The organism is Pseudomonas sp. FP2309 (genome assembly GCF_030687575.1).
Taxonomy (GTDB): Bacteria; Pseudomonadota; Gammaproteobacteria; order Pseudomonadales; family Pseudomonadaceae; genus Aquipseudomonas.
Window position 1 is genome coordinate 1,808,160 of record NZ_CP117439.1, and the last position, 14,475, is coordinate 1,822,634.

Consider the following 14,475-nt stretch of genomic DNA (forward strand, 5'->3'; position numbering starts at 1 on the left):
AAAGGCTTGCGATCAGCTATAGCGTGCTTTTGAGTATTGACGTTGAGCTGAGTATGGTTCTCTAGTCAGTGTTGGGAGCATTAAAATACCTTGTAACTTAACTGATTTTGACACATTGATCTGATCATCTACTGTTAAAAAGCAGCTCAGGAGCAGCTGCTTCATTTCTGTACACCAAGGAGTTTTGCCATGATTCAACGTTTCATTCTGCCATTTGCGATGTTTTGTGCGTTGGGCGCGAGCGGCCTTTCTGTAGCAGCCGCTGAGGTTCAACCCTCCAAGTCCGAGGGCGCAGTGACTAGCTCAGACACATCAACCAAGCTTAATCTAAACACGGCCGACGCCCCAACCCTAACCACCCAACTCACCGGTATCGGCGAAGCCAAGGCCCAGGCCATTGTCGCTTACCGTGAGGCCAATGGCCCCTTTACCTCGGTTGATGAGCTGCTGGAGGTGAAGGGTATCGGCAAGTCGTTGCTGCATAAAAACCGCGACAAGCTCACCGTCAATTAACCAGCAGCAGGAGCATGCAAGGGCCGGGTTATGGCCCTTGCATGAGGCCTAGACTTCGACCCGGTCCTTCAAATGCGCTCGCCTTACATCCGGTATTTTCTATGCCAGTGCCAGTGCCTCTTCTTCGGCGCTGCGCGACAGTACCAGTCCCCCCATCAGGGTGGCTAGCATGACGATGATCTGGTGTTGGGTGTCAAGGCGTTCGCCCAGGGCTTTTTCCACTTGTTTCAAGCGTGCTTCGATGACCGTGTTGGTGGCACTGGGTTCGCCGCGCTGGCCCAGTTCGGAGCACATGCTCGGTAACGGGCAGCCCTGGTGTGGGCTGATGACGTGCAATTCCGACTGGTAGCTGTCGATGAACGCGTGCAGCGGGTGTTCCTGGCTGAACAGCGTCTCGCAGTGGGCATCCAGCTCCGTCGCAGAGGCTTGCAGCGCCTTTTCTACCAGTTCGCCCTTGGACTTGAAGTGTGCGTAAAACCCGCCATGCGTGAGGTCCAGTGCTTTCATCAATGGCTGCAGGCCGGTGGCGCCGATGCCGTCGCGGCGAAAGCGTATGGAGGCTTCCTTGATGATGCGTTGGTGGGTCTGGGCTTTGTGGTCTTGGGAATAACGCATAGGAAGGCCTCGGTTACAGGCTCGTATCTTAACCAACTTGGACTTTTTTACACGCGCATTGGCGTTGGCATGGAACGTGATTACGTCTACATAACAGATTGTTCAACAATCCAGAGGTGGTCATGACGTCCGGTTTGTCTTTAGCCGACCAAATTGCACTGGAACTGCGCGCCGACATCATCGGCGGGCGGCTGTTGCCGGGGATGCCGTTGGTGGAGGCGGATCTGGTCAGGGCTTACAACGCGTCGCGCAATACCATTCGCGAGGCGCTGCATCGGCTCGGGCACGAAGGTCTGACGCGTTACGTGCGTAACAAGGGTGTGATGGTCCGGCGACTGGAACGCGCGCAGGTGCGTGACTTGTTTGTGGTCCGTCGCACTCTGGAGTTGCAGGCCATCGCCCACAGCCCTGCGCTCACCGACGAGCAAGCCGAGCGCATGCAAAATGCCATCGACGCCACCACCCTGGCCCGTGAGCGTGAGGACTGGCGCGCCGTGGCCACCCACAGTCTGGTGTTCCATCAACACATTGTCGGGTTGATGCGCAGCCCGTTGTTCGATGAGTTTTTTGCTCAAGTCATCGCCCAGCTGCGGCTGGTGTTTTGCGCCGCGCCCGATGAGCAGCGCTTTCAGTCGCCCTGGCTCGAGCGTGATCGCGAGATTTACCACTTGCTGCTTCAACAGGATAAACCGGCGGCAGGGGAGGCGATGAGCCTGTACCTGGACGATTCGGAACGTCTGTCGCTGGCCCTGTTTCTCCACCCCTGATCGAGGATCTGCACCATGTACAAAGACTATCCGGCCGCTTATCAGGTCAGCAAAGGTTCGGCGTTGCAGGTCGACGCGGCGTTTTACGAGCGCATTCGTGACCGAACGGATCAACGCCGCCTGATCGAACAATTCGAGGTGCCCATCCGCACGGGCAGGGCGTGGAAGGTGCCGGCCGGGCATGTGTTTCGTGTGACCACGCCAGTGGGGCCGCAGGTGGGTGACTTCAATGTGTGGAACGCCAATGACCCGCGCGAACGTCTTTGGGCTGCGCGTACCCGGCAGTTGCAGGGCGCGCATGTGAGCACCCATGACCGCTTGTGGTCGAACCTGCCCTTTCTGCGGCCGTTGGTGACGATCACCGATGACAGCCTGGCCGGTTACGGCATCGATGAGCACGGCGGTCGCCTGCACGATCTGCTCGGCACCCGCTGCGACCCCTATGTGAACCGCATGCTCACCGGAGAGGATTTCCATCACCATTGCCACTCCAACCTGACCCGCGCGGTGCTACCCCACGGTCTGACGGAATTCGACGTGCATGACGTGCTGAATATTTTCCAGTGCACGGGCCTCAATCACGACGACATGTATTTCATGAAAGCCTGCCCGGCGCAGAAGGGCGACTATCTGGAGTTCTTTGCCGAGATTGATTTGCTGTGTGCGTTGTCGACGTGCCCAGGCGGTGACTTGTCGCTGCCGATGTGGGGGCCGGACGCACAGGATCCGCTGACGGTGTGCCGTCCGCTGGGAGTTGAGATTTATAAGCTTGAGGATGAACTGCTGAACGGCTGGAGCCAGCCTGAACGTGCTGCCTACAACGGGCAGCACGGTTTGCATATTGCCAAGGCTGCTTGGGAGTAACCCAAGGTTCAGCGATCCTGCGCGTCCTTGGCATCCGCCTGGGCGTTGCGCTCGGCCACGCGTTTGCGTTGTTCGTCGGTGAGTTCCACCTTGTTGGCGCTGTCACGCAGCATCATCAGCCCACCGACGATCGACCCGATCGCAACCACCATAATCAACCACGCATACCACGGCATAAGGCTCTCCTTGAGGCAGCTTGCCGTGGGAGAATTTTCCCACGGTAATAACTGCTTTGAGTTACGGGCTTTCTGAGTAGTTCAGTGTAGGCCCGTTCTGCCTCGAAACCTTAGAGCCCGGTCAACATTGCGTCCACCGGTGCATCGGCACGGTCCTGCGCGGTCAGTTGGAAATAGATAAAACCCACCGCCATAAAGCCCAGGAAGATCAGGCCGATCAGCGTGTTGAACCACGCCATGGCCACCAGGCACACCACCGCCAGTACCAGCGCAATGCCGGGCACGATTGGGTAACCCGGTGCGCGGAAGGTGCGTTCCAGCAGCGGTTCGGTCTTACGCAGTTTGAACAGGCTGAGCATGCTCATGATGTACATCACGATGGCGCCGAAGACGGCCATGGTGATCATCGCCGCGGTCAGGGTCATGCCGCCCAGGTTGATCAGGCCGTCGCTGTAGATCGCTGCGATACCGACGACACCACCGGCGATGATGGCGCGGTGCGGTGTCTGAAAACGCGACAGCTTGGCGAGGAAAGACGGCAGGTAACCGGCGCGAGCCAGGGCAAAGAACTGGCGAGAGTAGCCGAGGATAATCCCGTGGAAGCTTGCCACCAGACCGAACAGGCCGATCCACACCAGCATGTGCAGCCAGCCGGAGCTGTCGCCGACCACGGTTTTCATCGCCTGTGGCAGCGGGTCGTTGATGTTCGACAGGGTGCGCCAGTCACCCACGCCGCCGGCGAAGAACATCACGCCCATGGCCAGGATCACCAGGGTCAGGATGCCGCTGATGTAGGCCTTTGGAATGGTGCGCTTGGGATCTTTCGCTTCTTCAGCGGCCATGGCCGCGCCTTCGATGGCGAGGAAGAACCAGATGGCGAACGGAATGGCCGCAAACATGCCGGCAATCGCCGGTGCGCCAAAGGTGTCGGAGCCGGCCCAGCCATTGAGGGCGAAGTTGCTGAAGCTGAAGGCCGGGGCGACGACGCCCATGAACACCAGCAACTCGGCGACGGCGAGCACGCACACCACCAGTTCGAATGTGGCGGCGAGTTTCACACCGAGGATATTCAGGCCCATAAACACGATATAGGCGCCGACGGCCGCATGTTTGGGGTCCAGTGCCGGAAACTGCACATTCAGATACGCGCCGATGGCCAAGGCGATGGCCGGTGGCGCGAAGACAAATTCGATCAGTGTGGCGAGGCCGGCGATCAAGCCTCCTTTCTCACCGAAGGCGCGGCGGCTGTAGGCAAATGGCCCGCCGGCATGGGGAATCGCGGTAGTCAGCTCGGTGAAACTGAAGATAAAGCAGGTGTACATTGCGGCGACCATCAACGAGGTCACCAGAAAGCCCAAGGTCCCTGCCACGCCCCAGCCATAGCTCCAGCCGAAGTATTCCCCGGAAATCACCAGCCCGACGGCGATCCCCCATAAATGCAGGGTGCCCAAGGTGGGTTTGAGTTGTGTGTTCATCGTGCTGCGCTCCCTGAACGGTTTGGAATGATTCAAGGTGTTGCAGCGGGCATGCCAGCCTGAGAATCATTGTCGTAAAGCGGCGCAACTGTCGCCTGGGGAACGGTTTGGCGTTTGAATCTTTCCAGCCTCGCACCAGTTGGGTGCAGTGGTGTTGCAACTGCCGTCATCGCGGGCAAGCCCCATCCAGTAAAAATCCCCCTGTAAACCGCGCATAAAGCCACTCTTTACGCCGTCTTTACGCCCCGCCCACGCCCTCGCTCTCGTTCCTTTACGCCACTCCTGCGGACAATTGCCCCACACGCGGCACTCGCCGCTAAACGGAGAGACTTCCATGAGCGTTCTGGACGGGGTGTCACTGCTATTGGCCGTGGCGCTGTTCATTTATCTGCTGGTTGCGCTGTTACGCGCGGATCGGAACTAGGAGCAGGCTATGCACAGTTATGACTATTGGCTGATCATCGCCTTCTTTGCCTTGGTACTGGTGCCGGCGCCGTTCCTGGGGCGGTTCTACTACAAGGTGATGGAAGGCCAGCGCACGTGGCTCAGCCCGGTGCTGGGGCCTGTCGAGAGGGCCTGCTATCGCCTGTCGGGCGTGGACGCGCAGCAGGAGCAGAGCTGGCAGAAATACATGCTGGCCTTGCTCGCGTTCAACCTGGCGGGTTTCTTATTGTTGTTCGCGATCCTGCTGTTCCAGGACTATCTGCCGCTGAACCCGCAGAAATTGCCGGGCATGGAATGGACACTGGCCTTCAACACCGCGGTCAGTTTCGTCACCAACACCAACTGGCAGTCCTACAGCGGTGAGGCATCTCTGAGCTACCTCAGCCAGATGGCCGGCCTGACCGTGCAGAACTTCGTCAGCGCGGCCACCGGTCTGGCAGTCCTGGTCGCGTTATGCCGTGGGATCGGTCGCAAATCGGCGCAGACCTTGGGTAACTTCTGGGTCGATATGACCCGCGCCACCCTCTACGGGCTGTTGCCGTTGTGCCTGGTGTTTGCGCTGTTCCTGGTGTGGCAGGGCGTCCCGCAGACCTTCGCCCACTACGTGGATGCCGTGACCCTGCAAGGCGTGGATCAGGTGATCCCCCTCGGCCCGGCCGCCAGTCAGATCGCGATCAAGCAATTGGGCACCAACGGCGGCGGCTTCTTTGGCGTCAACTCGGCGCATCCGTTTGAAGACCCGACTGCGTGGGCCAACCTGTTCGAAGTGGCCTCGATCATCCTGATCCCGGTGGCGCTGGTGTTTACCTTTGGCCATTACGTCAAAGACCTGCGTCAGAGCCGCGCGATTCTTGGCTGCATGCTGGCGCTGTTCCTGATCGGCGGCGCGACGTCGCTGTGGTCCGAGTACCAGCCCAACCCAACCCTGAACAACCCGGCCGTGGAGCAGACCGCGCCGCTGGAAGGTAAGGAAGCGCGCTTCGGCACCACGGGTACGGTGCTCTGGTCGGTGACCACCACGGCGGCGTCCAACGGTTCGGTCAACGGCATGCAAGACAGCCTCAGCCCGCTCAGCGGAATGGTGGCGCTGGTCAACATGATGGTCGGCGAAGTGATCTTCGGCGGCGTCGGCGCCGGTATGTACGGCATGTTGCTCAACGTGTTGATCGCGGTGTTCCTCGCCGGCCTGATGATCGGTCGCACCCCGGAATACCTCGGCAAGAAGCTACAGGCCAAGGAAGTGCAACTGCTTGTCGTGACCTTGTTGGTGATGCCGGTTGGCGTGCTCGTGCTCGGTGCCATTGCTGCCAGCCTGCCAGGCCCAGCCGGTGCCATCAGCAACCCCGGCCCGCACGGTTTCAGTCAGTTGCTCTACGCCTACACCTCGGCGAGCGCCAACAACGGCTCGGCGTTTGGCGGTTTCAGCGCTAACACCGCGTTCCACAACCTGATGCTGGGCCTGGGCATGTTGATCGGCCGCTTCGGTTACATCCTCCCGGTACTGGCCCTGGCCGGCAGCCTGGCGATGAAAAAGAGCGCACCGATTGGCCAGAACAGCTTCCCCACCCACGGCCCGCTGTTCGTGACCCTGTTGACCGTGACCATTTTGCTGGTAGGGGGCCTGACTTTCCTGCCGACGCTGGCGCTGGGTCCTATCGCCGAACACTTGAGCATGGGCTTCTGAGAAGGGATATGAACATGAATATGCCTGCAAAAAACGCGGCCCCGGTCAAACCCCAGGAGCCTGCCAAAACCGCCATCTCTGCTCTGTGGCGCCCGGCGCTGGTCCAGGCGTTCGTCAAGCTTGACCCGCGCCAGCTGAAGCGCTCGCCGGTGATGCTGGTGGTCGAATTGACTGCGATCCTCACCACGGTGCTGTGCTTCGTGCCTGACACCACCGTGCCGACTTTCGTTGCCGTGCAGATCGCCGTGTGGCTGTGGTTCACCGTGCTGTTTGCCAACTTCGCCGAAGCCTTGGCCGAAGGGCGCGGCAAGGCGCGCGCCGACAGCCTCAAGGCCGGCAGCGAAGGCCTCAGCGCACGGCGCAAGGAAGCCGATGGCAGCTTCAAGGTCGTGCCCGCCACCAGCCTGCGCAAAGGCGATGTGGTGCGCGTTGCCGCCGGGGAGATGATCCCCGGCGATGGCGAGGTTGTCGAAGGCATCGCAGCGGTCAACGAAGCGGCGATCACTGGCGAATCCGCTCCGGTGATCCGCGAGTCCGGCGGCGACCGCTCGGCAGTCACCGGTAACACGCGGCTGGTCTCGGACTGGCTGCTGATCCGCATCACCGCCAACCCCGGCGAGTCGACCCTGGACCGCATGATCGCGTTGGTCGAAGGCGCCAAACGCCAGAAAACCCCCAACGAAGTGGCGCTGGATATCCTGCTGATCGGCCTGACGCTGATCTTCCTGTTGGTGGTGGTGACCCTGCAGCCGTTCGCCCACTTCGCCAATGGCAGTTTGCCGCTGGTGTTTCTGGTCGCACTGCTGGTGACGCTGATTCCTACCACCATCGGCGGCTTGTTGTCGGCCATCGGCATCGCCGGTATGGACCGCCTGGTGCGCCTCAATGTGATCGCCAAATCCGGCCGCGCCGTGGAAGCTGCCGGCGACGTGCATGTGTTGCTGTTGGACAAGACCGGCACTATCACCTTTGGTAACCGTCGCTGTGCGGCGGTGGTGGCGGCGCCTGGCGTCAGCGCTCGCGAAGTGGCCGAAGGCGCGCTCTTTGCGTCCCTGGCGGACGACACGGCGGAAGGTAAATCCATCGTCGAGTACCTGCGCGCCTTGCATCCCCAGGCTGAGCCATCCGCCGATGAACTGACGGCCGTGCCGTTCAGCGCTGAAACCCGGTTGTCCGGTGTCGATTACCAGGGCCGTGTGTTCCGTAAGGGCGCGGTGGATTCGCTGCTGGCATTCATAGGCCAGCAGCGCAGTGAGCTGCAACCGGCGCTGTCGCGGGAAATCGACAAGATCGCCCAAAGCGGCGGCACGCCGTTGCTGGTCTGCGCCGATGGCAAACTGCTCGGTGCGATCCACCTGAAGGACGTGGTCAAGCCCGGCATCCGCGAGCGGTTTGCTGAGCTGCGCAAGCTGGGCATCCGCACCGTGATGGTGACCGGCGACAACCCCTTGACCGCCGCCGCGATTGCCGCAGAAGCAGGCGTGGATGACGTACTGGCCGAAGCCACCCCAGAGAAAAAACTCGCACGTATCCGCCATGAGCAGAACGACGGTCGCCTGGTCGCCATGTGCGGTGACGGCGCCAACGACGCGCCGGCGCTGGCCCAGGCCGACGTGGGCATGGCGATGAACGATGGCACCCAGGCCGCCCGCGAAGCCGCCAACATGGTTGACCTCGACAGCGATCCCACCAAGCTCTTGGATGTGGTGCAGATCGGCAAAGAGTTGCTGGTGACCCGTGGCGCGCTGACCACGTTTTCCATCGCTAACGACGTGGCCAAATACTTCGCGATCCTGCCGGCGCTGTTTGCCGCGATCTACCCGCAGTTGGGCGTGCTCAACGTGATGCATCTGCAGAGTCCGCAAAGCGCGATCCTCTCGGCCATCGTGTTCAACGCGCTGATCATCGTGGTACTGATTCCCCTGGCGCTGCGTGGCGTGCGGGTGCAGGCGGCGAGTGCGGCAGCGTTGCTGCGGCGCAACCTGTTGATCTACGGCCTGGGCGGACTGCTGGTGCCGTTCGTGGGTATCAAGGCCATCGACATGCTGTTGACCGCGTTGCACCTGGTGTAACCCGAACGATGCTTTTGTGGCGAGGGAGCACACTCGCTCGCCACAGGGTTTCTCGACTCAATTGAGGATTTGAATATGTCCAACATCATCCGCCCGGCCCTGAGCCTGCTGGTGCTCATGACCCTGATCACCGGCGTGGCGTACCCGTTGGTGGTGACCGGCGTCGCTCAAGTCGCCTTCCCGGACCAGGCCAACGGCAGCCTGGTGCGCGATGCCAGTGGCAAGGTGCGCGGCTCCAGCCTGATCGCCCAGGATTTCACCGGTGACAGCTGGTTCCACCCGCGTCCTTCGGCCGGCGCTTTTGCGACGGTTTCCAGCAGCGCCAGTAACCTCGGCCCGAGCAACCCGGCGCTGGCCACTCGGGTGTTCGACGACGCCGGCAAGCAACTGGTGCCCAGCCAGGGACCGGTGCCGTTGGCGTCACTGACTACCTCCGGCAGCGGTCTTGATCCACACTTGCCACCCGAGGCGATTGCCTATCAACTGGCGCGGGTGGCGGCGGCGCGAAATGTACCGGTGTCGACCTTGCAACAGTTGCTGGATGCACACATCGAAAGCCCGCTGGTAGGGCCACCGGTGGTGAATGTCCTGGCGCTGAACATGGCGCTGGAAAAGCTGTAACGCTTGATACTGATATCGCGGCCAGATCGAAACACCCTAACCACCTGAAGGAACCCCAACGCATGAGCGATTCCGGCCGCGCCGATGCCTTGTTAGCCGACTTACCCCGCAACGGCCGTGGCCGGCTCAAGGTTTTCCTGGGCGCAGCGCCAGGGGTGGGCAAAACCTACGCCATGCTCCAGGCGGCTCACACCCAACTGCGCCAGGGTGTGAAGTTGATCGCCGGGGTGGTCGAAACCCACGGCCGCGCCGAGACCGAAGCCCTGCTCAGCGGCCTGCCGCAACAACCGTTATTGCGCAGCGAATACCGTGGCGTGATGCTCGAAGAAATGGACCTCGATGGCTTGCTCGCCGCCAAGCCCAAGCTGGTGCTGGTGGACGAACTGGCCCACAGCAACGCCCCCGGCAGCCGCCATGAAAAACGCTGGCAAGACATTCAGGAACTGCTTGCCGCCGGCATCAACGTCTTCACCACGGTCAACGTCCAGCACTTGGAAAGCCTCAATGATCAAGTGCGCGGTATCACCGGGGTGCAGGTGCGCGAAACCCTGCCCGACTGGGTGCTGCAAGAGGCCGACGAACTGCTGCTGATCGACCTGCCATCCCGCGAACTGTTGGAGCGTTTGCGCGACGGCAAGGTGTATGTACCGGAGCAGGCCCGCGCGGCCATCGACGCGTTCTTCACCCAGACCAACCTGATGGCCCTGCGCGAGCTGGCCATGCAGACGGCTGCCGCCCACGTCGACGATGACCTGGCCCAGGGCTATCGCCAGCTCGGCCAGGCGGCCCCGGCGGTGCGAGGTCGGTTGCTGGTGGGGGTGGATGGCGACGCGCAGGCCGAACGGCTGGTGCGCCATGCCAGCCGCGTGGCGCAGCGTCGCCATCTGCCTTGGAGTCTGGTGCACATCGACAATGGCCGCGCGCGGGATGAGCAGTCGCGCCTGCGCTTGCAAAATGCTCAGCAGCTGGCCGAACGACTGGGCGGCGAAGTGGTGCTACTGCGGGCGGGGGAGGTCGCCAAGACCCTGATCCAGCACGCCGCCGAACGTCGCGCCAGCCTGGTGCTGGTGGGGCAGTCGCGCATGCGTTGGCGTCGTCGCCTGTTTGGTGGCGGCCTGGCCGCGCGGCTGTTGCGCCAGGCACGCGGCCTGGAAATCAACGTGCTCGACAGCGACGACATCCCGGCAACGCCACGCATGCCGCAGGTACGTGGGCTGGTGTGGTTCGATTACCTGCTCGCGGTACTGGCGACGGTGGTTGCGGCCGCCGTGGCCTGGGGGGTTTCCAGTGCGCTGCCGCTGCCGAATATCTCGCTGGTGTTTCTGGCCGCCGTGTTGCTGGTGGCGGTACGCAGCAGTTTGGGACCGGCCCTGGCGTGTGCGGCGTTGTCATTTCTGACGTACGACTTCCTGTTTATTCCGCCGAATTTTTCTTTCTCCATCCAGCGCGAAGAAGATGTGCTGACCCTGCTGTTCTTTCTGTTGATGGCAGCGCTCACCGGCAACCTTGCCGCCCGCCAGCGCCGACAATTGCAAGCCCTGCGCGATACCCAGGAAGAAACCAGCGAACTGCTCGACCTGTCACGCAAACTCACCGCCGCCACCGACCGCCAAGCTGTTGTCAGTGCGGCCGCCCATCATCTGGAAGGCTGGAACGACCTGGACCTGTGCCTGATCAATCGCGATGGTCAGGGCGGTTGGACGATCGAAACCGGCGGGCCGCTGACCCTCAACGAGGCCGAACGCGCCGCCGCCGACTGGGCGTGGCAGCATGACCAACCCGCCGGCATGGGCACCGGCACCTTGCCGTTTGGACGCTGGTGGTGGTGGCCGCTGTCGGGTGAAGAAGGCCCGTTGGGCTTGCTCGGTGTCAGCGCCAAACCGGGCCTGGAGTTGAGCGGCCAACGCCGGCGGTTACTCACCGCGTTGAGCCAACCGCTGGCCCAGGCCCTGGCCCGTGCGCAGCTGGCGCAGGAGCTGGAATCCGCGCGTCTGCACGGCGAAACCGAGCAACTGCGCAGCGCCTTGCTCGCCTCGGTGTCCCACGATTTGCGCACGCCGTTGACCTCCATGCGCGGCAGCATCGACAGCCTGCTGGCGCTGGGTGAGGCCATTCCCCTGGAGGACCGTCGCGAGTTGCTTGAAGGCACACGCGATGAAGCCGAACGCCTCGACCGCTATATCCAGAACCTGTTGGACATGACACGCCTGGGCCACGGCGCCCTGAAGCTGGCGCGTGATTGGGTGTCCCCCGGCGATATCGTCGGCAGCGCCCTTGGCCGCCTGCGCGCGGTGCTGGCGCCGCTGCAGGTGAGCACCGATGTGCCGCCTGAACTGCCGTTGCTGTATGTGCATGCGGCGTTGATCGAGCAGGCGTTGGTGAATGTGCTGGAAAACGCCGCGCGCTTTTCGCCGCCCCAGGGTCGCTTGCAACTGAGCGCCGGGGTGTCGGATAACCAACTGTTTTTTGCCGTGGCCGATGAGGGGCCAGGGATTCCCGAAGACGAGCGCGCGAAGATTTTCGATATGTTCTACACCGCTGCGCGCGGTGATCGAGGCGGGCAGGGCACGGGGCTGGGGCTGGCGATTTGCCAGGGCATGGTCGGGGCGCACGGCGGGCATATCGCCGTGGCTGAAGGCATTGACGGGCGTGGCACCTGTATCACCTTGTTCCTGCCGTTGCCGACACAACCTGGCCTGGAGCGCGAGTCGTGAGCTACCCTCTGTTCTCCACGGATTTTGATTGGACACCATGAGCCAGACCGCAACGATTTTGGTCATTGACGACGAACCGCAGATCCGCAAATTCTTGCGCATCAGCCTGGCCTCCCAGGGCTACAAAGTGATCGAGGCCGGCACCGGTAACGAAGGCCTGGCCCAGGCCGCGTTGAGCAAACCGGACTTGCTGGTGCTCGACCTCGGCCTGCCGGACATGGACGGCCAACAGGTGCTGCGTGAGTTTCGTGAATGGTCGACGGTGCCGGTGCTGGTGCTGTCGGTGCGTGCCAGCGAAGGGCAGAAGGTCGAAGCCCTCGACGCTGGCGCCAATGACTACGTGACCAAGCCTTTTGGCATTCAGGAGTTCCTGGCTCGGGTGCGCGCGCTGCTGCGTCAGGCGCCCGCCGGTGAGGCCCAGGAAGCGGCGTTGAGTTTCGGCCCGTTAACGGTGGACCTGGCCTATCGCCGCGTGTTGCTCGATGGCGCTGAAGTCGCGTTGACCCGCAAGGAATACGCGGTGCTGGCGCAATTGGCGCGGCATTCGGGGCGGGTGATCACCCAGCAGCAATTGCTCAAGGATATCTGGGGGCCGACCCATACCGAAGACAGCCATTACTTGCGCATTGTGGTGGGCCATCTGCGCCAGAAACTGGCGGATGATCCGACTCAGCCACGGTTTATCGTGACGGAGGCGGGGGTGGGGTATCGGTTGTTGGAGGCATAGCTGCCGGGCGTTTGAGGCGATGCGACCCAGGACGAAAAATCGCACCTGTGGCGAGGGGGCTTGCTTGCGCTGGGCTGCGAAGCTGCCCTAAAAGCCGGGCACTGAGGCGTGTCTGGTGCAGCGCATTCGTCTGTTATTGGGGGCGCTTCGCACCCCAGCGCGGGCAAGCCCGCTCACCACAACAAGCCGGATCACCACGATCCCTATGGTGAACGGGCTTGCCCCGCGCCGACGTCGGTTCAGGCGCGCAAACGCTCAGGGCTGCTCACTCTCATATCGATCCAACGTATCACTGGCAATTTCCCGCCCCAGGGCGATCAGCTCGGGCGCTTTGTAGAACTCGAAAAAACGGCACACCCGCTTCGGTACGTTGATCAACACATCCGGCGGGTAGCCCGCGATCTTGTACTGGGCCAGCGACGTTTGCATCACCTCGAAGCTCTGGTTGATCAGGTCCAGCAGCGACGCCGGCCCTACGTTATCGATGATGAACGACCCGGTGGCCGATTTCGGCGCGCCGGGCTTTTCCGGTGCGGCGGCAGGTTGTTGGGACTCGGGTTCAGCTGACTCCAGCCAGGGGTTGATCTCGGCCGCCTGGGCCTGCAAGGCTTCCTGCTCAAGCTTCATCAACTGTTCGGCCTGCTTGCGCCGAAACGGCAGGTGCGAACCCAATGACTTCGCCAGGCTGTTGAAGCGGCTCTTGAACGCAGGCGGGCGTTGGATCACCGGCAAGTGGTAGTGCTTCTGGTTGGTTGCGTTGAGATTGACCGCGATGATCAGGTCGCAATGGCTCGACACCACCGGCACAATCGGCAACGGGTTGAGCAGGCCGCCGTCCACCAGCATGCGGTTGCCTTGCATCACCGGGGTGAACAGGCTGGGGATCGCCGCCGAGGCACGCATGGCCTGGTGCAGGCAGCCTTCCTGGAACCAGATTTCCTGCTGGTTAGTGAGGTCGGTGGCCACGGCGGTGTAAGGGATGCGCAGCTCTTCGATATTGATATCGCCGACGATCTTGCGGATCTGTCCGAAGACTTTCTCTCCACGGATCGCGCCCAGGCGAAAACTCACGTCCACCAGGCGCAGCACGTCAAGGTAATCCAGGCTTTCAATCCAGTTGCGATACTCATCGAGCTTGCCGGCGGCGTAGATGCCACCCACCACGGCGCCCATGGAACAGCCAGCGATGCAGGCGATATCGTAGCCGCGCCGTTCGATCTCTTCGATCACTCCGATATGGGCGTAGCCCCGGGCACCACCGGAGCCCAGCACCAAGGCAACACGTTTCTTCATGGTTCATGTCCTTTATCGGCAGGTGCCCACAATGCACCTATTGAGGGGACGGCTTCAATCTTCGCGCACTGTGCAATATTTTTGCAGAATAGGGACCGGGCTCGGGTATGCTCTGGCAATAGGTACGATCGATTTCAGGCTAAGGACAAGGCACTTTTTGTGGTAGGCAACGTCTACACCGTACGACTGTTTTTCTTTATTTTGAGGTGTCATCGATGAAAGCCTGGATGTGTGTGCCTGTGATTCTGTTGGCCCTGGCCGGTTGTGCCGGAAAAACCGCCTACCGCGACAGCTGCGGCGCGCAACTGGACGCCGCCTGGAAAGAACTGGACCTGGCCAAGGCCGAAGGCTTTGCCGGTACCGTAAGCTACTCCAAGGCGCTGTCGTTGTTGACCGGTGCCAAGACTCAGCAGCAGTTTGAGGCGTTTGAAGGTTGCTCCAACAAGGCCGAGAAGGCACGTTTCTATATTCGTGAGTCCCGCGCCGGGCGTTGAGGCGTCTTAGCCAGTC

14 protein-coding genes are annotated in these 14,475 nt (G+C 61.9%); 10 read left to right on the forward strand and 4 right to left on the reverse strand.

The window, feature by feature from the left end; translation table 11 throughout:
* The first annotated feature begins 189 nt into the window (after positions 1-189).
* Positions 190-513, forward strand: coding sequence for a ComEA family DNA-binding protein (locus PSH59_RS08290; protein WP_305394777.1), 324 nt, complete (start codon positions 190-192; stop codon positions 511-513).
* Between the two features lie 99 nt (positions 514-612).
* Here the strand turns inward: PSH59_RS08290 and PSH59_RS08295 are convergent, their stop codons facing one another.
* Positions 613-1,128 carry a TetR/AcrR family transcriptional regulator gene (locus PSH59_RS08295; protein ID WP_305394778.1) on the reverse strand — a complete coding sequence of 172 codons (516 nt, stop codon included), beginning with the start codon at positions 1,126-1,128 and terminating at the stop codon, positions 613-615.
* A gap of 122 nt (positions 1,129-1,250) precedes the next feature.
* On the opposite strand from PSH59_RS08295, the gene PSH59_RS08300 reads away from it, so the two are divergent.
* Entirely contained in the window at positions 1,251-1,895 is a 645-nt protein-coding gene (locus tag PSH59_RS08300) for a GntR family transcriptional regulator (RefSeq protein WP_305394779.1), read from the forward strand.
* Between the two features lie 15 nt (positions 1,896-1,910).
* Positions 1,911-2,759 carry a DUF1989 domain-containing protein gene (locus PSH59_RS08305; RefSeq protein WP_305394780.1) on the forward strand — a complete coding sequence of 283 codons (849 nt, stop codon included), beginning with the start codon at positions 1,911-1,913 and terminating at the stop codon, positions 2,757-2,759.
* A gap of 8 nt (positions 2,760-2,767) precedes the next feature.
* Here the strand turns inward: PSH59_RS08305 and PSH59_RS08310 are convergent, their stop codons facing one another.
* Both PSH59_RS08310 and eat read right to left on the reverse strand, forming a co-directional pair.
* The gene (locus tag PSH59_RS08310; RefSeq protein ID WP_003172675.1) at positions 2,768-2,935 is read right to left on the reverse strand and encodes a DUF2897 family protein; all 168 of its coding nucleotides are present in this window, start codon (positions 2,933-2,935) and stop codon (positions 2,768-2,770) included.
* A gap of 110 nt (positions 2,936-3,045) precedes the next feature.
* Entirely contained in the window at positions 3,046-4,410 is a 1,365-nt protein-coding gene (gene eat / locus PSH59_RS08315; RefSeq protein WP_017526581.1) for an ethanolamine permease, read from the reverse strand.
* 334 nt (positions 4,411-4,744) lie between these two features.
* On the opposite strand from eat, the gene kdpF reads away from it, so the two are divergent.
* From kdpF to PSH59_RS08345, 6 genes are all read left to right on the forward strand, one after another.
* Positions 4,745-4,834, forward strand: coding sequence for a K(+)-transporting ATPase subunit F (kdpF, locus tag PSH59_RS08320; protein WP_003218754.1), 90 nt, complete (start codon positions 4,745-4,747; stop codon positions 4,832-4,834).
* A 9-nt stretch (positions 4,835-4,843) separates the two neighbouring features.
* A complete protein-coding gene (gene kdpA / locus PSH59_RS08325) occupies positions 4,844-6,538 on the forward strand; it encodes a potassium-transporting ATPase subunit KdpA (RefSeq protein WP_305394781.1) in 1,695 nt (564 codons plus the stop codon).
* A gap of 14 nt (positions 6,539-6,552) precedes the next feature.
* Positions 6,553-8,610 carry a potassium-transporting ATPase subunit KdpB gene (gene kdpB, locus PSH59_RS08330; protein WP_305394782.1) on the forward strand — a complete coding sequence of 686 codons (2,058 nt, stop codon included), beginning with the start codon at positions 6,553-6,555 and terminating at the stop codon, positions 8,608-8,610.
* A gap of 75 nt (positions 8,611-8,685) precedes the next feature.
* A complete protein-coding gene (gene kdpC / locus PSH59_RS08335; protein ID WP_248076447.1) occupies positions 8,686-9,231 on the forward strand; it encodes a potassium-transporting ATPase subunit KdpC in 546 nt (181 codons plus the stop codon).
* A 62-nt stretch (positions 9,232-9,293) separates the two neighbouring features.
* Positions 9,294-11,945: a sensor histidine kinase KdpD gene (locus tag PSH59_RS08340; RefSeq protein ID WP_248076443.1), complete on the forward strand. Its 2,652-nt coding sequence runs from the start codon at positions 9,294-9,296 to the stop codon at positions 11,943-11,945.
* Positions 11,946-11,982: 37 nt separating this feature from the next.
* The gene (locus PSH59_RS08345) at positions 11,983-12,672 is read left to right on the forward strand and encodes a response regulator (RefSeq protein WP_248076440.1); all 690 of its coding nucleotides are present in this window, start codon (positions 11,983-11,985) and stop codon (positions 12,670-12,672) included.
* Between the two features lie 255 nt (positions 12,673-12,927).
* Here the strand turns inward: PSH59_RS08345 and PSH59_RS08350 are convergent, their stop codons facing one another.
* Positions 12,928-13,965 carry a patatin-like phospholipase family protein gene (locus PSH59_RS08350; RefSeq protein WP_248076437.1) on the reverse strand — a complete coding sequence of 346 codons (1,038 nt, stop codon included), beginning with the start codon at positions 13,963-13,965 and terminating at the stop codon, positions 12,928-12,930.
* A 215-nt stretch (positions 13,966-14,180) separates the two neighbouring features.
* Here PSH59_RS08350 and PSH59_RS08355 point away from each other — a divergent pair, with 215 nt between their 5' ends.
* The gene (locus PSH59_RS08355; RefSeq protein ID WP_032888964.1) at positions 14,181-14,459 is read left to right on the forward strand and encodes a hypothetical protein; all 279 of its coding nucleotides are present in this window, start codon (positions 14,181-14,183) and stop codon (positions 14,457-14,459) included.
* Positions 14,460-14,475 lie beyond the last annotated feature (16 nt).